The 23,086-nt window shown below is 68.8% G+C and carries 22 protein-coding genes; 13 read left to right on the top strand and 9 right to left on the bottom strand.

Annotated features, from left to right (window positions below):
- The first annotated feature begins 34 nt into the window (after window positions 1–34).
- Together MELE44368_RS16810 and MELE44368_RS16815 are read left to right on the top strand one after the other, a co-directional pair.
- Window positions 35–805: an SDR family NAD(P)-dependent oxidoreductase gene (locus MELE44368_RS16810; RefSeq protein ID WP_164890130.1), complete on the top strand. Its 771-nt coding sequence runs from the start codon at window positions 35–37 to the stop codon at window positions 803–805.
- Window position 806: 1 nt separating this feature from the next.
- Window positions 807–1,235, top strand: coding sequence for a VOC family protein (locus MELE44368_RS16815; RefSeq protein ID WP_128109506.1), 429 nt, complete (start codon window positions 807–809; stop codon window positions 1,233–1,235).
- Between the two features lie 2 nt (window positions 1,236–1,237).
- Here MELE44368_RS16815 and MELE44368_RS16820 read toward each other — a convergent pair whose 3' ends face one another.
- The gene (locus tag MELE44368_RS16820) at window positions 1,238–2,092 is read right to left on the bottom strand and encodes a TIGR03619 family F420-dependent LLM class oxidoreductase (RefSeq protein WP_128109507.1); all 855 of its coding nucleotides are present in this window, start codon (window positions 2,090–2,092) and stop codon (window positions 1,238–1,240) included.
- Between the two features lie 43 nt (window positions 2,093–2,135).
- On the opposite strand from MELE44368_RS16820, the gene MELE44368_RS16825 reads away from it, so the two are divergent.
- Window positions 2,136–3,317, top strand: a complete 1,182-nt coding sequence (locus MELE44368_RS16825) for a cytochrome P450 (RefSeq protein ID WP_206613788.1) — start codon at window positions 2,136–2,138, stop codon at window positions 3,315–3,317.
- A 3-nt stretch (window positions 3,318–3,320) separates the two neighbouring features.
- Here the strand turns inward: MELE44368_RS16825 and MELE44368_RS16830 are convergent, their stop codons facing one another.
- The 3 genes from MELE44368_RS16830 to MELE44368_RS16840 all read right to left on the bottom strand — a co-directional run bounded on the left by MELE44368_RS16830 (window position 3,321) and on the right by MELE44368_RS16840 (window position 5,379).
- Entirely contained in the window at window positions 3,321–4,112 is a 792-nt protein-coding gene (locus MELE44368_RS16830) for an SDR family oxidoreductase (RefSeq protein ID WP_128109508.1), read from the bottom strand.
- Between the two features lie 4 nt (window positions 4,113–4,116).
- Window positions 4,117–4,668 (bottom strand): nuclear transport factor 2 family protein, encoded by a 552-nt coding sequence (locus MELE44368_RS16835; protein ID WP_128109509.1) that lies wholly within the window; start codon window positions 4,666–4,668, stop codon window positions 4,117–4,119.
- 63 nt (window positions 4,669–4,731) lie between these two features.
- The gene (locus MELE44368_RS16840; protein WP_128109510.1) at window positions 4,732–5,379 is read right to left on the bottom strand and encodes a TetR/AcrR family transcriptional regulator; all 648 of its coding nucleotides are present in this window, start codon (window positions 5,377–5,379) and stop codon (window positions 4,732–4,734) included.
- A 244-nt stretch (window positions 5,380–5,623) separates the two neighbouring features.
- Between MELE44368_RS16840 and MELE44368_RS16845 the strand changes: the two genes are divergently transcribed.
- The 7 genes from MELE44368_RS16845 to MELE44368_RS16875 all read left to right on the top strand — a co-directional run bounded on the left by MELE44368_RS16845 (window position 5,624) and on the right by MELE44368_RS16875 (window position 12,652).
- Complete coding sequence (locus MELE44368_RS16845; protein WP_128109511.1) at window positions 5,624–8,413, top strand: helix-turn-helix transcriptional regulator; 2,790 nt, start codon at window positions 5,624–5,626, stop codon at window positions 8,411–8,413.
- A 63-nt stretch (window positions 8,414–8,476) separates the two neighbouring features.
- Window positions 8,477–9,142, top strand: coding sequence for a nitroreductase (locus MELE44368_RS16850; protein WP_128109512.1), 666 nt, complete (start codon window positions 8,477–8,479; stop codon window positions 9,140–9,142).
- 109 nt (window positions 9,143–9,251) lie between these two features.
- Complete coding sequence (locus MELE44368_RS16855) at window positions 9,252–9,836, top strand: sigma-70 family RNA polymerase sigma factor (protein WP_128109513.1); 585 nt, start codon at window positions 9,252–9,254, stop codon at window positions 9,834–9,836.
- 13 nt (window positions 9,837–9,849) lie between these two features.
- Window positions 9,850–10,566, top strand: coding sequence for an SDR family NAD(P)-dependent oxidoreductase (locus MELE44368_RS16860; protein WP_128109514.1), 717 nt, complete (start codon window positions 9,850–9,852; stop codon window positions 10,564–10,566).
- A 46-nt stretch (window positions 10,567–10,612) separates the two neighbouring features.
- Window positions 10,613–11,023, top strand: a complete 411-nt coding sequence (locus MELE44368_RS16865) for a cupin domain-containing protein (protein WP_128109515.1) — start codon at window positions 10,613–10,615, stop codon at window positions 11,021–11,023.
- Window positions 11,024–11,028: 5 nt separating this feature from the next.
- A complete protein-coding gene (locus MELE44368_RS16870) occupies window positions 11,029–11,925 on the top strand; it encodes a hypothetical protein (RefSeq protein ID WP_206613789.1) in 897 nt (298 codons plus the stop codon).
- A 28-nt stretch (window positions 11,926–11,953) separates the two neighbouring features.
- Complete coding sequence (locus MELE44368_RS16875) at window positions 11,954–12,652, top strand: DUF899 domain-containing protein (protein ID WP_128109516.1); 699 nt, start codon at window positions 11,954–11,956, stop codon at window positions 12,650–12,652.
- Between the two features lie 37 nt (window positions 12,653–12,689).
- On the opposite strand, the gene MELE44368_RS16880 is transcribed toward MELE44368_RS16875, so the two are convergent.
- Genes MELE44368_RS16880 through MELE44368_RS16895 form a run of 4 tightly spaced genes read right to left on the bottom strand, consistent with a single transcriptional unit; the run spans window position 12,690 to window position 15,999 of the window.
- Complete coding sequence (locus MELE44368_RS16880) at window positions 12,690–13,772, bottom strand: M42 family metallopeptidase (protein WP_164890131.1); 1,083 nt, start codon at window positions 13,770–13,772, stop codon at window positions 12,690–12,692.
- 43 nt (window positions 13,773–13,815) lie between these two features.
- On the bottom strand, window positions 13,816–14,049 hold the full coding sequence (locus MELE44368_RS16885) for a hypothetical protein (protein WP_206613790.1): 234 nt from the start codon (window positions 14,047–14,049) through the stop codon (window positions 13,816–13,818).
- A 22-nt stretch (window positions 14,050–14,071) separates the two neighbouring features.
- Window positions 14,072–15,526: a protein adenylyltransferase SelO gene (locus MELE44368_RS16890; RefSeq protein ID WP_128109518.1), complete on the bottom strand. Its 1,455-nt coding sequence runs from the start codon at window positions 15,524–15,526 to the stop codon at window positions 14,072–14,074.
- Window positions 15,527–15,555: 29 nt separating this feature from the next.
- A complete protein-coding gene (locus MELE44368_RS16895) occupies window positions 15,556–15,999 on the bottom strand; it encodes an ANTAR domain-containing protein (RefSeq protein WP_128109519.1) in 444 nt (147 codons plus the stop codon).
- Between the two features lie 44 nt (window positions 16,000–16,043).
- Here MELE44368_RS16895 and MELE44368_RS16900 point away from each other — a divergent pair, with 44 nt between their 5' ends.
- From MELE44368_RS16900 to MELE44368_RS16910, 3 genes are read left to right on the top strand one after another with little or no spacing between them, the layout of a single operon-like run.
- The gene (locus MELE44368_RS16900) at window positions 16,044–16,934 is read left to right on the top strand and encodes a mycobacterial-type methylenetetrahydrofolate reductase (protein WP_128109520.1); all 891 of its coding nucleotides are present in this window, start codon (window positions 16,044–16,046) and stop codon (window positions 16,932–16,934) included.
- Between the two features lie 28 nt (window positions 16,935–16,962).
- Window positions 16,963–20,919, top strand: coding sequence for an ATP-dependent RNA helicase HrpA (hrpA, locus tag MELE44368_RS16905; protein WP_128109521.1), 3,957 nt, complete (start codon window positions 16,963–16,965; stop codon window positions 20,917–20,919).
- Between the two features lie 52 nt (window positions 20,920–20,971).
- Entirely contained in the window at window positions 20,972–21,805 is an 834-nt protein-coding gene (locus MELE44368_RS16910; protein WP_128109522.1) for a glutaminyl-peptide cyclotransferase, read from the top strand.
- 31 nt (window positions 21,806–21,836) lie between these two features.
- On the opposite strand, the gene lipE is transcribed toward MELE44368_RS16910, so the two are convergent.
- On the bottom strand, window positions 21,837–23,075 hold the full coding sequence (gene lipE / locus MELE44368_RS16915) for a lipase LipE (protein ID WP_128109523.1): 1,239 nt from the start codon (window positions 23,073–23,075) through the stop codon (window positions 21,837–21,839).
- Window positions 23,076–23,086 lie beyond the last annotated feature (11 nt).

Below are 23,086 nucleotides of genomic sequence, written 5' to 3' on the forward strand. Positions count from 1 at the left end.
CGTACTGCAACCCAGCGGGATAGGAAGTGGTGCTGTGAACGACAGGTTCTCGATGGACGGCCGCGTCGCCGTCATCACCGGTGGCGGAACCGGAATCGGGCGGGCCTCGGCGCTCGTGCTGGCCGAGCACGGCGCCGACGTCGTGCTCGCCGGTCGTCGCGCCGAGCCGTTGAAATCCACGGCGGCCGAGATCGAAGCCCTCGGGAGACGCGCATTGGCGGTGCCCACCGACGTCACCGACGCCGAGCAGTGTCGCGCGTTGGTCGACGCGACTGTCGCCGAGTTCGGCCGGCTCGACGTGTTGCTCAACAACGCCGGTGGCGGTGAGACCAAGTCACTGATGAAGTGGACCGACGACGAGTGGCACCAGGTGCTGAACCTGAACCTCTCCAGTGCCTGGTACCTGTCGCGCGCAGCGGTCAAGCCGATGATCGAGCAGGGCAAGGGCGCGATCGTCAACATCTCGTCCGGCGCCAGCCTGCTGGCGATGCCGCAGGCACCGGTCTATGCCGCCGCCAAGGCCGGCCTGAACAACCTGACCGGATCGATGGCGGCGGCGTGGACCCGAAAAGGCGTGCGGGTCAACTGCATCGCGTGCGGCGCCATTCGCACACCGGGCCTGGAAGCCGACGCGCAGCGACAGGGGTTCGACATCGACATGATCGGGCAGACCAACGCATCCGGCCGCATCGCCGAGCCCGACGAGATTGGATACGGTGTGCTGTTCTTCGCCTCTGACGCCTCCAGCTACTGTTCGGGGCAGACGCTCTACATGCACGGCGGCCCCGGGCCGGCGGGGGTCTGACGTGGACGTCAGCCACTTCGGTCTACGGGTACGCGATCTCGACAAGTCCAAATCCTTCTACGAGGCACTCGGTTTCGCCGAGGTGAAACGGCTGACTGTGCCCGACGAGATGGCGGCGGGGTTGCTCGGACTGGCGCCGCCGATCGGGTTCGAGGCGGTCTACCTGAAGAACGCCGGTGTCGTGCTGCAGTTGCTGACATTCTCGGGCTATCCGGCGCCGGACGAAGCCGAACGCGGCATGGTCTCCGCGGGTCTGACGCACGTGTCCATCGCGGTCGACGACATCGCCGGGGCGCAGGCTGCGGTGCAGGAAGCCGGTGGCACCGTCGTCGCCGATCCGGGCGGTGGTTTCGCATGCATGGTGCGCGATCCCGACGGTCAACTGCTCGAGCTGGTGCACTCGCGGGTGCGTCCGGTGCCGCTGGGCTGAACTCAGGTCCGGAGTTCGTCGACCATCGCGGCGTAGCGGTCGAGAAACGACAGCGTGGCCGACGGATCGCTGCCGTCGCGGCGCCCGCCGCCCAATACCGCCCGGTTGAACCCCATGTCGCGGTAGGCGGCCAGCTTCTCGAGCTTGGGAGCGCCCCACGCCATGATCGTCAGATCGAGAGTGGCCGGGTCACGGCCGGCGTCTTCTGCGTTTCGGCGGAAGTCGGCCAGGGCGCCTGCCAGGTCGGGGAACGCGGCGTCGCCGGGAAGCCAGCCGTCGGCCCACCCGACGCACTCGCTGACCGCCTTGGGGCCGGTGGCGGCGGCCAGCAGCGGCGGCCGCGGTCGCTGATGTGGTTTGGGATACGACCACACCGCGTCGAACTCGAAGAACGGACCGTGGTGCTCGGGCTCGTCGGCGGTCCACAGCGCATCGAGCGCGGCCACCATATCGGCCAGCGCGCGGTACCGGTCCGACCAGGCGATCGGCCGGGAGACTTCCAGCTCGGCGCGGGCCCCCACCCCGATCCCCAGCAGGAGGCGGCCCTGGCTCATCTGGTCCAACGTCGCGACTTGCTTTGCCATCGTGAACAACTCACGCTCGAGCGGCAAGGTGACCGCGGTGCCCAGGCGCAGGGTGGTCGTCGCCGTAGCCGCCGCGAGCAGCGACAGGAACGGGTCCCACATCTGCTTCTGCGCTTCAAGAAGGCCGCCGGGAAATTGGTCGGCGGCCGCCACGGGGATCTGCGGATGCTCTCCCACCCAAATCGACTCGAAGCCGCGCGTTTCGAGCTCGCCGGCCAGCACGGCCGGAGCGAGGTCGCGCGGGGTGTTGAGCGAGACGAATCCCAGATCCATTGACTCTCCTTCGGCAGAACACGCGTGCTGTACGATCGTACAGGTGGCTGACCTGTCCTACGACCCCTACGACGTGATGATCGACGCGGACCCGTATCCGGTGTACAAGCGGCTGCGGGACGAGGCACCGGTGTATTACGACGAGAAGTTCGACTTCTGGGCGCTGAGCCGGTTCGCCGACGTCGAGTCGGCGCTGCGTGACGTCGAGAACCTCAGCTCGGCCAAGGGCGACATTCTCGAGGTGGTGAAGGCCGAACCGGTGATGCCGCTGGGTGTTTTCATCAACGAGGATCCGCCGCTGCACACCGTGCACCGGCTGCTGGTGTCCCGCGCGTTCACACCGCGCAAGATGCAGGCCATCGAGGATCAGGTGCGTGCGTTCTGTGCGGCCTGCCTGGACCCGCTGACCGACGGCGACCGGTTCGACTTCACCCTTGACCTGGGAGCCGAGATGCCGATGCGGGTCATCGGGATGTTGGTCGGAATCCCGGATTCATTGCAGCGCAGTGTGCGTAAGGTGGCGGGCCGCCGGTTACGCAACAAGCCGGGTGAGCCCCTTGCGGTCAGCAAGCACAACTACTTCAACGGCGACATGTTTCGTGACTACGTGCAGTGGCGTGAGAAGAACCCGTCCGACGACCTCGTCACCGAACTGCTCAACGTCGAGTTCAAGGATGTCTCGGGCACAGTGCGGAAGTTGAGCACCGAGGAGCTGCTGATCTTCCTCGGGGTGATCGCCAACGCAGGAACCGAGACGGTGGGTCGCCTGTTCGGGTGGCTGGGCAAGCTTCTCGGCGAACATCACTCCCAGCGGCGGGAATTGGTCGAGAATCCGGCATTGATCGCGGGCGCCGTCGAGGAGGTGCTGCGCTACGAACCCCCCGTGCACAACATCGCCCGATATGTCGCCAACGATGTCGAGTACCACGGGCAGGTGGTTCCGGCGGGCAGCGCGCTTCTGCTCATGGCGGGATCGGCGAACCGCGACCAGCGGAGGTTCGACGCGCCTGACATCTTCGACATCCACCGCAACGCCAACCATCTGTCGTTCGGCAGGGGAACGCATTTCTGCCTGGGCGCCTCGCTGGCGCGGCTGGAAGGCCGAGTGGCGCTCGAGGAGATCCTCAAGCGCTGGCCCGACTGGACCGTCGATATCGATAACGCCGTTCGTGCGCCGACCGCGACCGTGCGGGGTTGGGACAGCATGCCCGCGATCGTCGGCTGACCCCTAGGACCGGGTCGCAGGCACCGGCATGTTGAGCCTGTGGTCGGCGGAGGGCACATCGGCGAAAGCCATCGGCCAGGGCGGCTTTCCGTGCTGGACAACCCAGCACGTCCCGGTGGCGTCAAGCGGTGCGGTGGCGGCGGTCAGGGCCGCGTCGGCGACGATGTCGGGCTCCATCACGGGAACCCCGATCCGTTCGACGAGTCGGCGCCGGTCGCCGAGGACGCCGGTGTCGGTGATACCCGGGCAGATTGTGTGCACCGCGATGCCCTCCGGTGCGAGGTTGGGCGCGATCGAGCGCATGAAGCCCACCACACCGTGCTTGCCGAGTGCGTAGACCGCGTCGGGATGCCAGGGCACGAGCCCGGCGAGCGACGCGGTGGCCAGGATGGCTCCTTCGGCCGCATCCTTGCGAGCCCGCAGGGTGCGGACAGCCGTGACGGCGCCGAACACCACCCCGTCGAGGTTAACGCCGACCGATCTTCGGTACTCGGCCAGATCGAGCTCGCCGATGTCGCCGGACCATCCAATGGTGATGCCCGCGTTGAGGAATGCCAGATCCATGCCGCCGAGCTCTGTGACGCATGCGGCGAACGCGGCGTCGACCTGCTCGGGATCAGAGACGTCGCACCGTAGACCCAATCCGCCGAGGGATGCGGCGACGGTCTCGGCGGCGTCACCGTCGACGTCGACCACACACACCCGCATCCCCTCGGCGGCGAACCGCTGTGCGGCCGCGCGACCGATACCGGAACCTCCACCGGTGATCAACGCGACCCCACCGGCCAACTTCATTGGGTCACCACCGCTCGACGGGTTCGCTCTCCAACTTCAGCGGCCGCAGGTAGGAGGCGTCTGTCCTGTCCCACTTGCCTTTGATAAAGCCTTTGACGGCACCGGAATTCAGCACAGACGAGTCGCCGCTCATCATCCACTCGATGGTGCATCGCCGCAGAGCGATCTTCCAGACACCGTCGCGCCGCTCGAGCCGGTCCAGGTAGCGACCACCCATCAGCGAGACCACCTTGCCGCCCTTGGACCGCATGGCGCCCATCACGTAGCTCTCGGCATGGGCTTCGTCACCGTTGATCTCACAGGTGTGGGTGGTGATGTTGTGCAGATGATCCTCGAACACGGCGCTGTGCGCGGCGTTGGCCCATTCGCCGTACTCGGGGCCGGGCTTGACGGTCGGCCCGTGCTCGTCGACACCGTCTTGCCAGTACACGCTTGCCATCAGCTCGGCATCGTGACGGTCATGGCCGCGCGCCTGGTTCATCACGCAGTCCAGGATCGCGGCCCGGTCTTCGAGGTACTGCAGGCGCTGCCGCAACTGTTCGAGTTCATCGGGCATCGTCGTGGGTCCTTCCGCGGTGCATTCGAGAGCGTGTCGTTTGTACGACTGTACAGCACCCGCTTAGCGGTCGGACGCCTTGCTCCGCCTACGCGACGTCGATGTGCGCTTCCCCGCTGTCGCAGGCGGTTCCACGGAGTCCAAATAGCGTTCGAACGCCTTGATGACCTCCGCGTGCGCGGTCTTGACGCCGATGCCCTCCTCCAGGTTGAGGAACTTGGGAAGCCCCGAAATCAAAAGCAGCAGAGCGGGTAACGACAGATCGCCGCCCAGCCGCGCGTTCTTGCCGAACTTCGCGGTGAGCGCCTTCAACTGCACCTTGCGGACGCTCTCGGTCGCCGCGGCGATCTCGGCCCTGATGGACTTGCGATGGTTGCCCAGCGCCATGAACTCCGTCATCAGCGCGCCGGAGGCCTCGTCCCAGCTGTACTCCCACAGCGCCCGCAGCGGATCGTCGGCGCGCTTCTTCAACGTCTTGTTCAAAAACTCGAGGTTGCGCGCCGAGTAGCGGCGGATCGCGGCGATGAAGATGTCGTCGAGGGTGGGGAAGTAATACTGCACCAGGCTCGGGGTGACGCCCGCCTTGGTGGCCAGCGCGCGGTACGTGACGCTGGCGTAGCCCTCGTCGAGCATCATCTTCTCGACGCAGTCCAGTAGCGCATCCCGCGTCTTGGACGTCTCGGCACCCACGCGGCGTGCAGATGAGGCCATGGTCTCCTCGTTCGATCGGCTGCGCACATTCTGACACCTTTTGCGCTGTACGGCCGTATGGTGGCTCGGCTGTCCCTGGTGCCCGGGAACGGCACGGCCCGGGTCGAAGCCGATTCGGGGACTGGATTCTGCGAACCGCCGCCCAAACATAACCGAGGCTCCGGCGCTACTATCAAGATCGCACCGGGCCTGCACACGGACGGCGAGCCGTCGGGTCCACTGAAAAACATGTGCGGTGGAGACGATGGCAGACCTGGGTCGGGGGCAGCGCCTACTCGGCCGTGCCGGTGAGTGCGACGCGTTGCGCAGCCTGCTGGCCGACGTCGGGTCGGGCACCAGCCGGGTTCTACTGCTGCGGGGCGAGGCCGGTGTCGGGAAGTCCGCCCTGCTCGATTACATGGTGTCGCAGGCAGTGGACTTTAACCGTGTCCACGTGGCGGGCGTGGAATCCGACATGGAACTCGCGTTCGCCGGTTTGCAGCAGCTGTGCGCACCGCTGATGATCCACGCCGACGAGTTGCCGAAGCCGCAAAGCGATGCGCTGGCCGTGGCATTCGGCCGCGGGGTGGGGCCGACGCCGGACCGCTTCCTGGTGGGGCTGGCGGTGCTGAGCCTGCTGGCGGTCGCCGCGAACGCTGAACCGTTGTTGTGTGTCATCGACGATGCGCAGTGGCTCGACCAAGTCTCGATCCAGACGTTGGCTTTCGTTGCGCGACGGCTGATGGCCGAACCGGTTGCGTTGATCTTCGCCGCCCGGCCCGGCTCCGCGGACGCGCTGGCCGGACTCGAAGAGCTGCCGATCGACCCGCTGTCGATCAGCGACGCGCATGCATTGCTCGATTCCGTGGTCAGGGCGCCGATCGACGAACGGGTGCGCGACCGCGTCGTCGCCGAGACCAGGGGCATTCCGCTGGCGCTGCTCGAGGTGCCGCGCAACGTTCCCGCAAGCGAGCTCGCCGGTGGCTTCTGGAACCCCGGATTGCGCCCGTCGGTCGGACAGATCGAAGAAGGGTTCGTCCGCAGAATTCAGGCGCTGCCGGCAGAGACCCGCCGGCTGCTGTTGGTCGCGGCCGCCGAGCCGGTGGGCGACGCGGCGCTGTTCCTGCGAGTGGCGGCGCAACTCGACATTCCCGTCGACGCATTGGCTCCTGCCGAGGCCGCGGGTGTGATCGAGTTCGGGCCGCGGATGCGGTTCCATCACCCGCTGGTGCGCTCGGCCGCATACCGTGCCGCCGATCTGGCCGACCGCCGCGCCATCCACGCTGCCCTCGCCGACGCCACAGATCCGCAGTTCGACCCGGACCGCCGGGCCTGGCACGCCGCCAACGCCGCCGCCGGACCCGACGATGCGGTGGCCGCCGACCTGGAGGCGTCGGCAGGCCGGGCGCAAACTCGTGGCGGCGTCGCGGCCGCCGCGGCGTTTCTCGAGCGTGCGGCGGGGCTGACGTCGGATCCGGCGCATCGGGCGGCGAGGGCGATCGCGGCCGCACAGGCGAAACGGGAAGCGGCGGCACCGGAGGCCGCTCATGAGCTGCTCGCGGTCGCCGAGCTCGGTCCGCTGTCCGAACTGCAACGGGCGCAGATAGCCCGGCTGCGGGCTCAGATGGAATTCGCCCGCAGTCGCGGAGGCGACCCAGGAGCGCCACCCCTGGTTGAGCCCGCGGCACAGCTGCTCGACGCGGCGCGTCGCATCGAAGAGCTCGACGACGAACTGGCCCGAGACGCCTACCTCGAAGCGCTCGCCGCCGCCATGTACGCCGCACGCCTTGGCGAGCCGGCCACGATGACCGCAGTGGCCCACGCGGCATGCGCTGCGCTGGGCCGAGCGCCGAAGCTGGACCGGCCGACCGACCTGCTGCTGAGCGGCATGGCGAATCGGATCGCCGACGGTGTAGCTGCCGGCACCGACCCGATGCGCACCGCGCTGGAGCTGATGTGCGCACAGGAACAGCAGAACCAGGGCCAGTCTCTGCGATGGATGACGTTGGGGCTGGCCATCGTTCAGGAGTCGGCGACCGGTGAACTCTGGGACGACGAGCTCTACCTCCAGCTGGCCAGCGACGTCGTTCGGCAGGCTCGCGACGCCGGTGCGCTGGCCGTCCTTCCCTCCGCCCTCGCGTACCGCGCCGGTGTCCATGTGTTGGCCGGTGAATTCGCCACGGCGGCAACGCTTATTGAGGAGGCCGCGTCGATCACCGCGTCGACAGGTTATGCCCCGCTGCGTTACCACGCGTTGTCCTTGGCGGCGTGGCAGGGAGATCCGTCCACCGCGGACCTGCTCGAGTCGGCCGCCGCGGAAGCAACCGCAAGGGGAGAGGGCCGGGTGCTGGGACTGACCGGGTACCTCGCCGCGATCCTCTACAACGGTCTGGGCCGGTACGACGAAGCGTTCGCCAGCGCGCAGCGGGCGTGTGAGTTCGAGGACCTCGGGTTCTTCGGTTGGTGTCTGATGGAGCTCATCGAAGCGGCGGTGCACACCGGGGCGCAAGAGGTCGCCGCAGCGGCGTTGGACCAGATGCGGAAGCGCACCGAATCCAGCGGAACCCATTGGGGCTTAGGCGCTCTGGCGAGCGCACAGGCACTGCTGGCCGACGACGCTTCGGCCGACCGCCTGTTCACCGAGGCCATCGGACATCTGGAATGCACGCACATCGCGGTTTTCCTGGCCCGTGCGCATCTGCGCTACGGCGAATGGCTGCGCCGGATGAACCGGCGCGTCGACGCCCGCAACCATCTCCACGAGGCTCATGAGATGTTCACCCGGATGGGCGCGGACGCGTTCGCCGAACGCACCCGCAGGGAACTGATCGCGACCGGCGAGAAGGCTCGCAAGAAGACCGGCGACTCCGGTGACGAGCTGACGCCCCAGGAAGCGCAGATCGCGCGGTTGGCCAGCGAAGGTCTGACGAATCAGGAGATCGGCGCGCAACTGTTCATCAGCACCCACACCGTCGAATGGCACCTTCGCAAGGTGTTCGTCAAGCTCGGCGTCACGTCACGGCGACAGCTCCGCACGATCTCCTGGGCCAGTTAGCGCTGCGCAGACCACGTAGTTCCAAGGGCTCGATCTCGGGCCGCGGACACCACGCTGGTGAGCATGAACGTTTACCAAGCGGTCGAAAGCAGGCGGGCGGTGCGCGGCTTCCTTGACCGGCCGGTACCCGTGGAAGTCCTGCGGCGCGTGTTGGCCGCGGCCACCTTCGCGCCTTCGGGATCCAACCTTCAGCCGTGGCACATCTACGTGGTCACCGGCGCACCGCTGTGTCAGCTCAAGAAGCTGGCCACCGAACGGGTCACCGCCGGAGATCCGTGGGACGAGCGGGAATTCGAGATGTATCCCCGCGACTTGAAGTCGCCTTACCGCGAGCGGCGATCCGCATTCGGCCGGGAGCGCTACAGCGCGCTGGGCATCGAGCGCGAAGACTGGGAAGCCCGACAACGCGCGGCGATCGCCAACTGGGACTGCTTCGGCGCCCCCGCCGCCCTGTTCTGCTACATCGACCGCGACCTCGGCCGGCCGCAGTGGGCCGACCTCGGCATGTACCTGCAGACCGTCATGCTGCTGCTACGGGCCGAAGGGCTCCACAGTTGCCCACAGATGGCCTGGTCACAGGTCCGAAGGACCGTCGCCGACATCGTGTCACCACCGGACCACCTGATGCTGTTCTGCGGCATGTCGATCGGCTACGAGGACCCCGCCGTCGAATACATCCGCACCGGCCGGGCGGCTCTGGACGAGACGGCCACGTTCATCTCGGACTAGCACCGCCCCTACGGACCACGAACCGCCGACTACGGACTTCCAAGGGTTCGGTTGGCCCGCGCGACGACAAGTCTGATCTTGACCAGTACATCGACTCGGGAGGTTTCCCATGACGGATCGAGACCAGGCCGCGCGCTTCACCAGGGAAACCGAACCGCTCTTCGATGTCCTGGCACGAGGCGCGCGGCGACTCGCCCGCAGCGATGCCGACGCCGACGACCTGCTGCAGGACACCCTGTTGCACGCATACACCGGGTTTCACACCTTCCGAGAGGGCACCAACCTCAAGGCGTGGCTGTTTCGCATCCTCTACCACCGATGGATCAGCACGCACAGGGCCAAACAGCGTCGGCCCGTGGAGGTTTCGGTCGATGTGCTCACCGAGCACGAACTGGCCCGTCACGGCGGCCGCCTGCCCTACGGCCAGCGGTCCGCGGAGACCGAAGTGCTCGATGCGTTGCCCGACTTCGACGTCAAGACCGCCATGGCTGCGCTGCCCGAGGGTTTCCGGGAGGTGGTCTTCTACGCCGACATGCAGGGCTACACCTACGCCGAAACCGCCGAGCTGCTGAACATCCCGATGGGCACGGTGATGTCGCGGGTGTCGCGGGCTCGAAACCGGCTGCGCACCGCCTTGACCCACGTTGCTTCTGGCAACGAGGACTTCGCCACCGACAAAACGTGTATCGCCTGAGAGGGGAATGGAAATGGAACTGACCAATCACACCGCGCTGATCACCGGCGGCACCGGCGGTATCGGCTTGGCCTGCGCACGCCTGTTCGCGGCCGAAGGCGCCTCGGTGCTCATCACCGGCAGAGATCGCGACCGCGGACACGCGGCCGCGGAGGCGATCGGGGCACGCTTCATCCAGGCCGACCTCTCGGATCTGGACGCCGTGAAAAGCCTTGTACGGCAGGCCGGCGACGTCGACATCCTGGTCAACAACGCGGCCAGCTTTCCGGGAGCGCCCACGATCGAACAAGACATCGACTCGTTCGAGAAGACGTTCGACACCAACGTCCGCGGAGCGTACTTCCTCGCCTCCGGTCTGGTGCCCGGCATGCTCGACCGCGGGCACGGCTGCATCGTCAACGTCACCAGCATGGTCGCGTCCAAAGGCGTTCCCGGCGCATCCACCTACAGCGCGTCAAAGGCCGCTGTGGAGTCGCTGACCCGCACGTGGGCCGCCGAGTTCGGCGGGCACGGCATCCGCGTCAACAGCGTCGCGCCCGGACCCACCAAAACCGAAGGCGTGGCGGCGGAGTGGGGCGAGACCAACGAGGAGCTCGGCCGCGCCCTGCCGTTGGGCCGCACCGCAGATCCTGAGGAGATCGCCGCCGCGGTGCTGTTCCTCGCCTCGCCTCGCGCCAGCTTCATCACCGGCTCCACCCTGCACGCAGACGGCGGCGGCAGTGCCGTCTGAGCCTGCCATCTGAAACCTGCCATCTGAGACCGAGGAGGAGTGACCGATGTCCAAGGAATACGACCCGTCCTGGCAGAACGCGTTGACGGTGGTGCAAGAGGTCACGCCGCCGTTCATCCCGCAAGGTGCGCACGCGATGACCGTCGTCGTCGAGTACCCGCCGGGCAGCGCGGGCGCCCCACCGCACCGGCACCCGGGCGGACCGGCGTTCGGCTACGTGCTCGACGGCGAGATGCTGTTCGAGCTCGAGGGTGACCCGCCGCGCGTGGTCAAGGCCGGTGAGGCGTTCTGGGAACCCGGCGGCGACGTCATCCACTACTCGGACGCCAACAACCGCGACGACATGAACTGCCGGTTCCTGGTCACCATGCTGTGCGTGCCCGATCAGCCGATGCTGGTCCTCGTCGACGACGAGGAACTCGCCGCCCGCAAGCACCTGCGCATCGGCCGGGGCTGATCACGATGTCCAGAATTCTTCTGCAGAGCACGATTTCGGCTGATCCCGACGACTGGGACATCAGCAGGTTCTCGCTGCTGGCCGCCGAGTTGCGGGCAGCCGGGCACGAAGTGGTCGCGCGCAACCGGACCAGCGGCACCGGCGACGACCCCGTGCTGCGCCGACTCGACGAAATGGACTTCGACCAGCTGTGGCTGATGGCCGTCGACGTGGGCGGCGGCCTCAGCGGCGCCGATGCCGACGCGATCCTGAGGTTCCGGTCAAACGGCGGCGGGGTGCTCACCGCCCGCGACCACCAGGACCTGGGCTGCTGTCTGCTGCGGCTGGGTTCGGTCGGCCGCGTCAACCAGTTCCACGACCCGACCGTCGATCGGAGACATCTGTGCGACGACAAGGACACCCCGACCATCTCCTGGCCCAACTACCACTCCGGCGCCAACGGCGACTACCAACCCGTACTCACCGAGATGCCCGCGCACGAACTGCTGCGCACCGACCGCACGGAGAGCGGGCGCATCGAATGGTTCCCCGCGCACCCGCACGAAGGCGCGGTGTGCGCCACGGTGCCGTTCGCGACCGTGCTCGCCCAAGGCCGAAGCACCGCGACAGGCCGCCGGTTCAACCTCGCTGTCGCGCTGGACGGTGAAACCGGCCCCGACGGACGGCCGATGGGGCGCGCGCTCGCCGAGTCTACGTTTCACCACTTCGCCGACTACAACTGGGACGTCGACCGCGGTGCGCCGTCGTTCGTGTCCGAGCCGCCCGGCAGCCAGATCAAGGCCGATCCGCGGCGGCTGGCCGTCTTCACCGATTACGTCCGCAACCTGGCGAGTTGGCTGCATCCCGCGGCGGTGGCGCCTGTGGAAGCCGACGATGAGTTCGGGTCGTTGAGCCGGTCATAACCTGCACACGAAATGCAGGAGGAGACCGATGACGACGAACCCCGTCTCGGCGACGGCACTGCCACCCGTCGTCGATCAGCAGACCTGGCGCGCGGCGCTGGACCAGCTGCGCCGGCGCGAGAAGGCCGCCACCCGCGAGCTGGACGCGATCGCCGCGCAGCGCAGGCGCCTACCCATGGTGCGGATGCCCGACTACACGTTGATCGGCGAGCACGGACCGGTGCGGCTGGCCGACGTGTTCGAGGGGCGCTCGCAGCTGATCGTCTACCACCACATGTGGACCGACGGCGCCGAATGGCAGTGCGGTGGCTGCACCGGATTCACCTCCCAGTTCACCCGGTTGGATTTCCTCGACAGCTACGACGCCCGCTTCGTCATCGTCACCAACGGCCCCATCGAGGAAGCGCTGGCCTACCGCGCCAAGGTCGGCAATCGGATGAACTGGTACTCGTCGTCGCAGAGCTCGTTCGGCGCCGACGTCGACGCCCCGCCCGGCGGAGGCTTCGGGGTCAACGTGTTTCTGCGGGACGGCGAGACGGTGTACCGCACCTGGCACACCAACGGCCGCGGCACCGAACAACTCAGCCACACGTTCGCGCTCATCGACCTGCTGCCGTGGGGCCGCCAGGAGGAGTGGCAGGACTCGCCGCCCGGCTGGCCGCAGGGGCCGACGTACGCCGGGTGGCTGGACTCGCCCGACATCGCCCGCGCGTACGGATCCGGCTGACGGCCCGTCACGACGGCCGCGAGTGCGCGGTCTCGGCTCAGGGTGGGTCCGCCGCCGGACGCCGCAGGAATTCGACGAGCAGTTCCGCCATGTGCGGAATCGCTTGCCGGGCAATGACTTCGTAACCGTGGGTGCTCAGCGTCGGTAGGCACAGCAGCCCGGCGCGCGGGGTGAGCCCGCTGCCCTTGGCGTGTGAGGCGTCGGATTCGAACGCGCCCAGCACCGCCGCCTGAGGCGACATCCCCAGGTCCGCCCCGATGCCCATCAACGTGTCCGCCACGTCCTTGTCGTAGACGCACTGCGCGTCGCTGTACCCGACGATCGGGCCGCCGCCGACCGTGGTGCCGTACTCGGCTTCCGTCGGGCCGACCTCCAGCGCGAGGGCGAGGTCGCCGGGCAGCACCCGGCTGGCGTAGGAACCGCTCCCCCCGCCGATCTCCTCGCTGGTGGTGAACACCAGGTAGACGTCGTGGGCGGGTCGCCCGTCGTGCAGCACCCGCGCCGTGTGCAGCAGCGCTGTCACCGGGGCCCGGTCATCCAGGAAGTAGCTGCCGAGGTAGCCGTCGCCGACGTCGACGAGCGTGCGCTTGCTGCGGTCGATGCACACCCGGGTGCCCGCCTGCACTCCGGCGTCGGTCAACTCGTCGGGGGTGTGCCCGGTGAAGACGTAGACGTGCATCCAGTCCAGTGACTTGTCGCCCTGGTCGGGTTTGGTCTCCCAGATCCGTGGGCTTTCCTTGGTGGTGTGCTCGGATCCCAGCGTCAGCACCGCGGATACGGTCCGGCGGTCACCGAGCACCGCGACCGGGCCGAGCCCGAAGTTGCCCGGATACATCGTGCCCAGCGGCGTCAGGTGCAGGCTGCCGTCGCCTTCGATCCGCTTGACCAGCATCGACAACTCGTCCATGTGGGCCATCACTTGGGTGGCCCGGCCGTCGTCTCGGCTCTCTCCGCGGATCAGGCCGACCAGGTTTCCGGCCGGATCCACCCACGACTCGTCGACGTGGGGTTCGAGCTCCCGGTGGCAGATGTCGCGCACCGCCTGCTCCTGGCCGCACGGCCCGTACGCCCACAACAGCTCTTGGAGCAGGTCACGCCGCAACTGATATTGATCGGTCACCGCCGAGGAGTTACCGAAGGTGCCGCGGTGTAACCCCCAGGCCCTACTGGATCGGCGGATGCGGGAACGGCGGAGGCGCCGGTACACACAAGCCGGTGTTGACGTCGAGCGCCTTGCCCGGCACACAGAACGGCGCGCACCCGTAGATCACGCCCGTCTCGCCCGGCGCGCAACCGACGTTGCCGGGCTGGGCCGCCGCGACGCCGGGAGAAAACGGGGCAGCCGCCAGGGCGGCGGTGAAGAGCGCCGCGGTCACCGTCCGTCGCAGGGAAACCATGATCGGCAGTGTAGGCCGCCGGTCACGTCCCGCAGAAGGTTTGGTACCGCCCGAAGTGCTCCGGCGCCGGCTCGGCGTATCGGTCCAGGCCGGGCCGTTCGTCGTAGGGCGCGGTGACGGCGACGAGCAGTTGCTCGACGGGGCGCAGATCCCCGTCGGTCGCGGCGGTCAGGGCTTCCTCGACGAGGTGGTTGCGCGGGATGTAGATCGGGTTGACGCGGTCCATCAGCTCGGGGTTCGGCCGCAAAGCGCGCCACCGGCTCAACCACGCGTCGAAGCCCGCGAGGTCGATGAACAGTCCGCGGGCGGGCTCGGTGTCGCCGCGCGCGGCCGCGCCCAGATGCCGGAAGAACGAGGTGAAGTCGACGCGGCTGCCCCTGAGCAATTCGAGCAACTCGTTCATCAGCGGGGCCTGTTCGGCCGGGTCGCCGGTGAGCCCGAGTTTGTCCTGCATACCGCCGGTCAACGCCTGCTGGAACCGCACGCTGAAGCCCTCGAGCCGGTCCTGCGCGATGGCGATCGCCTGGTCCTGGTCGTCGGCGAACAGCGGCAGCAGCGTCTCGGCGAAGCGGGCGAGGTTCCAGCCCGCGATGGTCGGCTGGTTGCCGTAGGCGTAGCGGCCCCAGGAGTCGATCGAGCTGAACACCGTCTCGGGGTCGTAGGCCTCCATGAACGCGCACGGGCCGTAGTCGATGGTCTCGCCGGAGATCGTGGTGTTGTCGGTGTTCATCACGCCGTGCACGAACCCGACCAGCATCCACTTCGCGACCAGCGTGGCCTGCACCCCGATCACCGCGTCGAACAACGCGACGTAGCGATTGTCGGCCTCCGCGGCCCCGGGGTGGTGGCGGGCGATGGCGTGGTCGGCCAGTCGGCGCAACAACGCCGGATCGCCCGTCGTCGCCGCGTACTGAAAGGTGCCGACCCGCAGGTGGCTTCGCGCGACCCGGGCCAGCACGGCGCCCGGCAGCAACGTCTCCCGGGTGACCGTGCGCCCGGTGGCGACGACGGCCAGCGACCGGGTGGTCGGGATTGCCAGGGCGTGCATGGCCTCGCTGATCACGTATTCGCGCAGCATCGGGCCGACGGCGGCCAGCCCGTCGCCGCCGCGGGCGAACGGGGTGGCGCCCGAGCCCTTGAGGTGCAGGTCGCGCAGCTCGCCGTCGGCGGTGGTGAGCTCGCCGATCAGCAGCGCCCGGCCGTCGCCGAGCCGGGGAACGAACCCGCCGAACTGGTGACCCGCGTAGGCCTGGGCCACCGGCGCGGCGCCGTCGGGCACCAGGGTCCCGGTGAGGAACCGCAGGCCGTCGGGGCCGCGCAGCCAGTCGGCGTCGAGGCCGAGGTCGGCGGCCAACGCCTCGTTGAGTACGAGCAGGCGCGGATCGGGTGCCTCCTCGGCCCGCCAGCCGACGGCCAGCTCCGGCAGCTCACGGGCGAAGCGGTCCCCGACGGGAATGGTGATGGGTGCGACGCTCACTGCACCCAGGGTACGGAGGGCGGCGGCGATCATTCGAGCGTCGCGCGCGGCACTGCGCTCAACAGTGGTCCCCATTCGGCGATCACTGCGCGGCGCGCGGCGTCGGCGCAGTCGAGGCGGTGCACTTCGGCCGCGCCGGCGGCGCTGACCAGGGCGTCGGCGAGCGTGAACAGCGGCACCCGATGCTGGTGGGCGGCCCGGATCATTTCCTGGAAGGCTTCGTCCACCGTGCATTGGCGAAGCGCGACCAGGACGCCTTCGGCGGTGTCCAGGCCCTGCCGTCCGATGGTTCTGCCGAAGCGGTGAGGTGAGGTCATGAGACCCGTGGTACCAACGGCGCCCGTGAGGCAGGTGTCGGCTCGCTGGCAACCGCCTGTGAGTCGATGGGCACCGTGGTTGCTGATGCAGCCGGCCGGTCTGCCACCGCCGGTCTGTATGGTGAGGCTCCCGGGAACATCGTGGATTTCGGTCATCGAGGACCGTGCCGTGGGAACGAACGTCTTGAGGAGCTGGCCCGGTGACGCTGAACACCATCGCGCTCGAGCTCGTGCCGCCCAATGTGGACCGCGGCGTGGAGCAGGCGCGCGAGGACGCGCACAAGGTGCTGCGGTACTCCGAGCAGAGCGGCCTGGCCGGGCGCATCGGGCACGTGATGATCCCCGGGATGATCGAAGAGGACGACGACCGGCCCATCGAGATGAAGCCGAAGATGGACGTGCTCGACTTCTGGCGGGTCATCCAGCCCGAGTTGCCCGGTGTCAAGGGGCTGTGCACGCAGGTCACCTCGTTCATGGACGAACCGACGCTGCGCCGACGGCTGACCGAGCTGTCGGCCGCCGGCTTCGAGGGCATCGCGTTCGTGGGGGTGCCGCGGACGATGGCCGACGGCGAGGGGTCCGGCGTCGCGCCCACCGACGCGCTGGCGATGTTCAAGGAGCTGGTGCCCAACCGCGGCGCGATCCTGATTCCGACCCGCGAGGGTGAGCAAGGCCGGTTCAAGTTCAAGTGCGACCGGGGCGCGACATACGGCATGACCCAGCTGCTGTACTCCGACGCGATCGTCGGGTTCCTCCGCGAGTTCGCCGCGACGACCGATCATCGGCCCGAGATCCTGCTGTCGTTCGGGTTCGTCCCGAAGGTGGAGAGCAAGGTCGGGCTCATTTCCTGGTTGATCCAGGATCCGGGCAACCCCGCGGTGGCCGAGGAGCAGGAGTTCGTCAAGCGGTTGGCCGCCACCGAGCCGACCGAGAAGCGCAAGCTGATGGTCGACCTGTACAAGCGGGTCATCGACGGCGTCGCCGACCTCGGTTTTCCGCTCTCCATCCACCTGGAGGCCACCTACGGGGTGTCGGGTCCGGCGTTCGAGACCTTCGCGGAGATGCTCGCGTACTGGTCCCCCGACACCTGACGCATGTGATTTTTGCCCAAAGGAACATATGGGCGACAAAGTGCGAGTGGATCCCGCCGTTTCGCCGATTTCGGCGAGTGATTTGCGCAAGCGCCTCGACGGGCTGACCGTTGGCGACGCCGCCCGCCTCGGGCGCCGCCTCCGGCAGTTGCGCGGAGCGAGCCCGGACAAGCTCGCCAAGCTCGCCGAACAGATCACCGCCGCCGAAGCGCTGGTGGCCACCCGGGCGGCGGCGCTGCCCGCGATCACCTATCCCGACCTTCCGGTCAGCGAGCGGCGCGACGACATCGCCAAGGCCATCAACGCCAACCAGGTCGTCATCGTCGCGGGGGAGACCGGCTCCGGCAAGACGACCCAGCTGCCCAAGATCTGCCTGGAACTGGGCCGCGGGATACGCGGCACGATCGGGCACACCCAACCTCGGCGCCTGGCCGCGCGCACCGTCGCCCAGCGCATCGCCGACGAACTGGGCAGCCCGCTGGGCGAAACCGTCGGCTACACGGTGCGCTTCACCGATCAGGTCAGCGACCGCACGCTGGTGAAGCTGATGACCGACGGCATCCTGCTCGCCGAGATCCAGCGTGACCGCCGCCTGCTGCGCTACGACACCCTGATCCTCGACGAGGCCCACGAGCGCAGCCTCAACATCGACTTCCTGCTCGGCTACCTGCGGGAGCTGTTGCCGCGGCGACCCGATCTCAAGGTGATCGTCACCTCGGCGACCATCGAACCGGAACGGTTCGCCGAGCATTTCGGCACCGTCGACGGCCCAGCTCCGATCGTGGAGGTGTCCGGCCGTACCTATCCGGTCGAGATCCGCTACCGGCCCCTGGAAGTACCTGTCGCCGTGGAGGATTCGGACGATCCCGACGATCCCGACCACGAGATCGTGCGCACCGAGATCCGTGACCAGACCGAGGCGATCATCGACGCCATCGGCGAACTGGCGAGCGAACCGCCCGGCGACGTGCTGGTGTTCCTGTCCGGCGAACGCGAAATCCGCGACACCCGTGACGCCCTGGTGGCGTCGCGCGGGCTGGACGACGACCTCGAGGTGCTGCCGCTGTACGCGCGGCTGCCGACCGCCGATCAGCAGAAGGTGTTCCAGCCCAGCCGCGCCCGCCGCCGCGTCGTGCTCGCGACGAACGTCGCCGAGACGTCGCTGACGGTGCCCGGCATCCGGTACGTCGTCGACCCCGGCACCGCGCGGATCTCGCGCTACAGTCGGCGCACCAAGGTGCAGCGGCTTCCCATCGAGCCCATCTCGCAGGCGTCGGCCGCTCAGCGCGCGGGCCGATCGGGGCGTACCGCGCCCGGCGTGTGTATTCGGCTGTACTCCGAGGAGGACCTCGCGGGGCGGCCGCGCTACACCGACCCGGAGATCCTGCGCACCAACCTCGCCGCGGTGATCCTGCAGATGGCGGCGCTGAATCTCGGTGACATCCAGACGTTTCCGTTTCTCGACCCGCCCGAAAGCCGCAGCATCCGCGACGGGGTCCAGTTGCTGCAGGAACTCGGCGCGTTCGACAGGGACGGCAAGATCACCGACATCGGCCGCCGCCTGGCCCAGTTGCCGGTCGATCCGCGGTTGGGCCGGATGATCCTGCAGGCCGACGCCGAGGGGTGTGTGGCCGAGATCCTGGTGCTGGCCGCGGCGCTGTCGATCCCCGACCCGCGGGAGCGGCCCGCCGACCGCGAGGAGGCGGCGCGGCAGAGCCACGCCCGCTTCGCCGACGAGCACTCGGACTTCATCTCCTACCTCAACCTGTGGCGGTATCTGCGGGAGCAGCGACAAGAACTGTCCGGCAACGCGTTCCGGCGGATGTGCCGCGACGAGTTCCTGCACTACCTGCGGATCCGGGAATGGCAGGACCTGGTCGGGCAGCTGCGCAGCATCGCCCGCGACCTGGGGATCAGGGAGTCCGGTGAACCCGCGGACCCCGCTCAGGTGCACGCCGCGCTGCTGGCCGGGCTGTTGTCACACGTCGGCCTGCGCGACAACACGAAAGGCCGCGACTCCCGCGAGTTTCAGGGCGCGCGCAACTCGAGGTTCGTGCTGGCGCCCGGATCGGTGCTCACCAAACGCCCGCCGCGCTGGGTCGTCGTCGCCGACCTCGTCGAAACCAGCAGGCTCTACGGGCGCATCGCCGCGCGGATCCAGCCCGAGGTCGTCGAGAGGATCGCCGGAGACCTGGTGCAGCGCAGCTACAGCGAGCCGCACTGGGACGCCCAACGCGGCGCCGTCATGGCCTACGAGCGGGTCACGCTCTACGGCCTTCCGCTCGTGGCGCGCAGGCGCGTCGGATATTCCCAGGTGGAACCGGAACTCTCGCGTGAGCTGTTCATCCGCCACGCGCTGGTCGAAGGCGACTGGCAGACCCGGCACCACTTCTTCCGGGACAACGCCCGGCTGCGAGAGGAGCTCGAGGAGCTCGAGGAGAAGGCGCGCCGCCGCGACCTGTTGGTCGGCGACGACGAGATCTTCGCCTTCTACGACGCCCGTGTCCCTCCAGAGGTGGTGTCGGCGAGGCACTTCGACGCGTGGTGGCGCAGACAACGGCACGAGACCCCCGATCTGCTCACCTTCACCCGTGAGGACCTGCTACGCACCGACGACGCCGACGAGCAACCCGACGTGTGGCGGGCAGGGGACATGGCGCTGCCGCTGACCTACCGCTTCGAGCCGGGGGCCGAGGACGACGGTGTCACCGTGCACGTGCCGGTCGAGGTTCTGGCCCGCCTCGGGGGCGACGAATTCGCCTGGCAGGTACCTGCGTTCCGGGAAGAACTGGTGACCGCGCTCATCCGTACCCTGCCGAAACCCCTGCGCCGCAACTTCGTTCCCGTACCGGACACCGCCCGCGCCGTGCTGGCCGCGATCGGCCCCGACGACGGGTCGCTGCTGGAGGCCGTGCAACGCGAGCTGCACCGGCGCACCGGCGTGCTGGTGCCGATCGACGCTTTCGACCTCGACAAGCTGCCGTCGCACCTGCGGGTGACGTTCGCCGTCGAATCCGCCGACGGCACCGAGCTGTCGCGCGGCAAGGACCTCGAAGCGCTGCAGCGGGAACTGGCCGGGCCGGCGCGCCGTGCCGTCGCGGACGCGGTCGCCGGCGAGCTCGAACGCAGCGGGCTGCGCACCTGGCCCGACGACCTCCACGAGCTGCCTCGAGCTGTCGAACGCGACACCGGCGGCCACACCGTGCGCGGCTATCCCGCGCTGGTGGACGCGGGCGCGGCGGTCGACGTGCACGTGTTCGCATCGCAGGCCGAGCAGGCGAGCGCGATGGGCCCGGGGACCCGTCGGCTGCTGCGGCTCACGGTACCGTCGCCGGTCAAAACGCTGGAGCGCCAACTGGATCCACGCACCCGCTTGGTGCTCAGCACCAACCCCGACGGCTCGCTGCCCGCGCTGCTCGAGGACTGCGCCGACGCCGCGATCGACGTGATCGCGCCCGCGCCGGCGTGGACCCGCACCGAGTTCACCGCCCTGCGCGACCGCGTCGCCCGCGAATTGGCGCCCACCACCCGCGACATCGTCGCCCGCGTGCACAAGGTGCTCGCGGCCGCCCACGATGTCGAAAAGGCACTGCCGGCCACGGTGACGCCCGCGCAGGCCGACGCGATCGCCGACATCCAGGCACAGCTCGACGCCCTGTTGCCCGAGCGGTTCGTCACCGTCACCGGTGCCGCACACCTGGCCGACCTCACCCGCTACCTCACCGCGATCGGCAGGCGGCTGGAGCGGCTGCCTCACGCGATCGGCGCCGACCGGGAACGAATGGCCCGGGTGCACGCCGTGCAGGACGCCTACGACGATCTCGTCGCCGCGTTGTCACCGGCCCGCGCCGCTGCCGACGACGTCCGCGACATCGGCCGCCAGATCGAGGAACTGCGTGTCAGCCTGTGGGCGCAGCAACTCGGTACCCCGCGACCGGTGAGCGAGCAGCGCATCTACCGCGCGATCGACGCCGTCCGGCCATGAGACCGGCCTTTCCCGCGCGCGACGGCCACCGCTGCGGTAGGTATTAGCTCCTATGGGCGTATCCGCAATCGCGCGGCGGCCGGCCACCTGGCTGACCGCGCTCGTGCTGTTCGTGGCGGCCGGGTGCGGCCACTCGGTGCCCGAGGCCGACAGCCAGCCCTCACCCGGCGGCGCCCTCGCCCCGGTGATCACCCCCGTCGTGCTCGCCGAGATCCCGCACGACCCCGAGGCGTGGACCCAGGGCCTCGAGCTCGACGGGGCGGCGCTGTGGGAGGGCACCGGGATCGCGGGCCGGTCACAGGTACGCGAGCTCGACCCCGCGACTGGCGCGGTGCGGCGCGCCGCGCCCGCCCCGAACGACTACTACGGCGAGGGGATCACCGTCGTCGGCGACCGAATCTGGGAACTGACCTGGCGCGACGGTGTCGCGGTCGAGTGGGACAAGGCCACGCTGACACCCGTGCGTGAGGTGCCTGTCGACGGCGAAGGCTGGGGCCTCTGCCACGACGGCGACCGGTTCGTCCGCAGTGACGGAACCGCCCGGCTGCGGTTCCACGACCCGGTGACGTTCGCCGAGACCGGTTCGGTGACCGTGACCCGCGACGGCGTCCCGCAGGCCGCGCTCAACGAGTTGGAGTGCGTCGACGGGCGGGTCTGGGCCAACGTCTGGAAGACGGACATGATCCTGCGCATCGACCCGGCGTCGGGCGAGGTCGACACGGTGGTCAACGCGAACGGGCTGTGGCCGGGGCAGGCCGGCGACCGTGACCGGGTGCTCAACGGCATCGCCCACCTGGGTGACGACGAGTACCTGCTGACCGGCAAGAAGTGGCCGTCGATGTACCGGGTGCGTCTCGACGCGCCCGGCAGCGGTCCGCCGCGGTGAGCCGGCCACGGCGTCCATTCGGCTGACGGCGTCAGGTGCGCGGGATCTCGGCGGTGATCCGGTCCAACAGCGCGCCATAGCGTTTGGCCTCGCGGTGCGGGCCGGGCTTTCCGCTGCTGATCACCCCCGCGGCCAGCCCGCGCTGCGGGTCGGCCCACACCGCGATGTTGGTCAACCCGGTGTGGCCGAACGCGGCGGGCGTATCACGCCCGAACGGCCCGAACCGCTTCGACCCGAGCATGTACCCGGTGCCCCACCGCAGCGGCGCCAACCCGACCGCGACGTCGGGCCGCAGCCGGCGGCATTCGGTCGTCGCCGCCCGCAACGTCTCCGACCGCATCACCCGCACACCGTCGAGTTCCCCGCCGCGGCGCAGCAATTCGGCGAAGCGCGACAGCTCGAACGCGGTCGACACCGTGTTCGACGACGGCAGCACGCTGGTCAGGTAGAGCGGCGAGTTCGAGAACGGGATGATCTTGTGCAGCGATCCGCCGACGGCCCAACGGAACACGGTGGCGCCCGGCTCGGGCAACGGCTTACCGGTGGCGTGGCTGGGCGCCACCTTGGCGACATCCTCCGGTGCGACACCGTAATTCGTCCACCGGAAGCCGAGCGGTTCGAGGATCTCGGTGGCCAGGATGTCGCGGATGTTGCGGCCCGCGGCGGCGCCGACGATCTCGCGGATCAGCGGTCCCCACGTCAGCCCGTGGTAGATGTGCACCAGCCCGGGCCGGTACAGCGGTTTGAGCTCGCTGAGCTGCGCGACGGTGTACTCGCTGTCGTCCATCCGGTTGAGGTCCGGCCGCGGTCCGCGATGGATGGGAATGCCTGCGCTGTGGGTCATCACGTGCCGGATGGTGGTGCGGTGCTTGCCGTGGCTGGTGTAGCCGGGCAGGTAGTCGCAGACCCGGTCGTCGAGCGAGAAGCAGCCCCGTTCCACGAGCATGTGCACGACGGTGGAGGTGATCGCCTTGGCCGCGGAATACGCGCAGAACGGGGTTTCCGTTGTGACGGGGATCTTTTCGGCATCAGGTGGATCGGAAGGACCGTTGCCCCAGGCGTGCCCGATCGCGCGGTCGAGCACCACACGGCCGTTGTGGCGCAGGCACACCTGGATCGCCGGGTGCATGCCGGCCTCGTACCAGTGCCGCGCCGCCTGCCAGATCCGCTCGATCGAGGCCGGGTCCACCCCCGAATGGTCTTCTTCACCGACGGCCGTCACCGCGTCCAGATCGGCAGGCACGTCGATGCTGCCCTGGGCCGTGTCCACGTGGCCAGGGT

The sequence above is a fragment of the Mycolicibacterium elephantis DSM 44368 genome, assembly GCF_004014805.1.
GTDB classification, from domain to species: Bacteria; Actinomycetota; Actinomycetes; order Mycobacteriales; family Mycobacteriaceae; genus Mycobacterium; species Mycobacterium elephantis.

Bases quoted from the DNA above. Each gene is read 5' to 3' on its own strand.
- MELE44368_RS16835 (WP_128109509.1), bottom strand. From the start codon at position 4,668: ATGCCCGATGAACTCGAACAGTTGCGGCAGCGCCTGCAGTACCTCGAA.
- MELE44368_RS16875 (WP_128109516.1), top strand. From the start codon at position 11,954: ATGACGACGAACCCCGTCTCGGCGACGGCACTGCCACCCGTCGTCGAT.
- MELE44368_RS16865 (WP_128109515.1), top strand. From the start codon at position 10,613: ATGTCCAAGGAATACGACCCGTCCTGGCAGAACGCGTTGACGGTGGTG.
- MELE44368_RS16860 (WP_128109514.1), top strand. From the start codon at position 9,850: ATGGAACTGACCAATCACACCGCGCTGATCACCGGCGGCACCGGCGGT.
- MELE44368_RS16870 (WP_206613789.1), top strand. From the start codon at position 11,029: ATGTCCAGAATTCTTCTGCAGAGCACGATTTCGGCTGATCCCGACGAC.
- MELE44368_RS16895 (WP_128109519.1), bottom strand. From the start codon at position 15,999: ATGACCGAAATCCACGATGTTCCCGGGAGCCTCACCATACAGACCGGC.
- MELE44368_RS16910 (WP_128109522.1), top strand. From the start codon at position 20,972: ATGGGCGTATCCGCAATCGCGCGGCGGCCGGCCACCTGGCTGACCGCG.
- MELE44368_RS16845 (WP_128109511.1), top strand. From the start codon at position 5,624: ATGGCAGACCTGGGTCGGGGGCAGCGCCTACTCGGCCGTGCCGGTGAG.
- hrpA (WP_128109521.1), top strand. From the start codon at position 16,963: ATGGGCGACAAAGTGCGAGTGGATCCCGCCGTTTCGCCGATTTCGGCG.
- MELE44368_RS16820 (WP_128109507.1), bottom strand. From the start codon at position 2,092: ATGGATCTGGGATTCGTCTCGCTCAACACCCCGCGCGACCTCGCTCCG.
- MELE44368_RS16830 (WP_128109508.1), bottom strand. From the start codon at position 4,112: ATGAAGTTGGCCGGTGGGGTCGCGTTGATCACCGGTGGAGGTTCCGGT.
- MELE44368_RS16840 (WP_128109510.1), bottom strand. From the start codon at position 5,379: ATGGCCTCATCTGCACGCCGCGTGGGTGCCGAGACGTCCAAGACGCGG.
- MELE44368_RS16850 (WP_128109512.1), top strand. From the start codon at position 8,477: ATGAACGTTTACCAAGCGGTCGAAAGCAGGCGGGCGGTGCGCGGCTTC.
- MELE44368_RS16885 (WP_206613790.1), bottom strand. From the start codon at position 14,049: ATGGTTTCCCTGCGACGGACGGTGACCGCGGCGCTCTTCACCGCCGCC.
- MELE44368_RS16855 (WP_128109513.1), top strand. From the start codon at position 9,252: ATGACGGATCGAGACCAGGCCGCGCGCTTCACCAGGGAAACCGAACCG.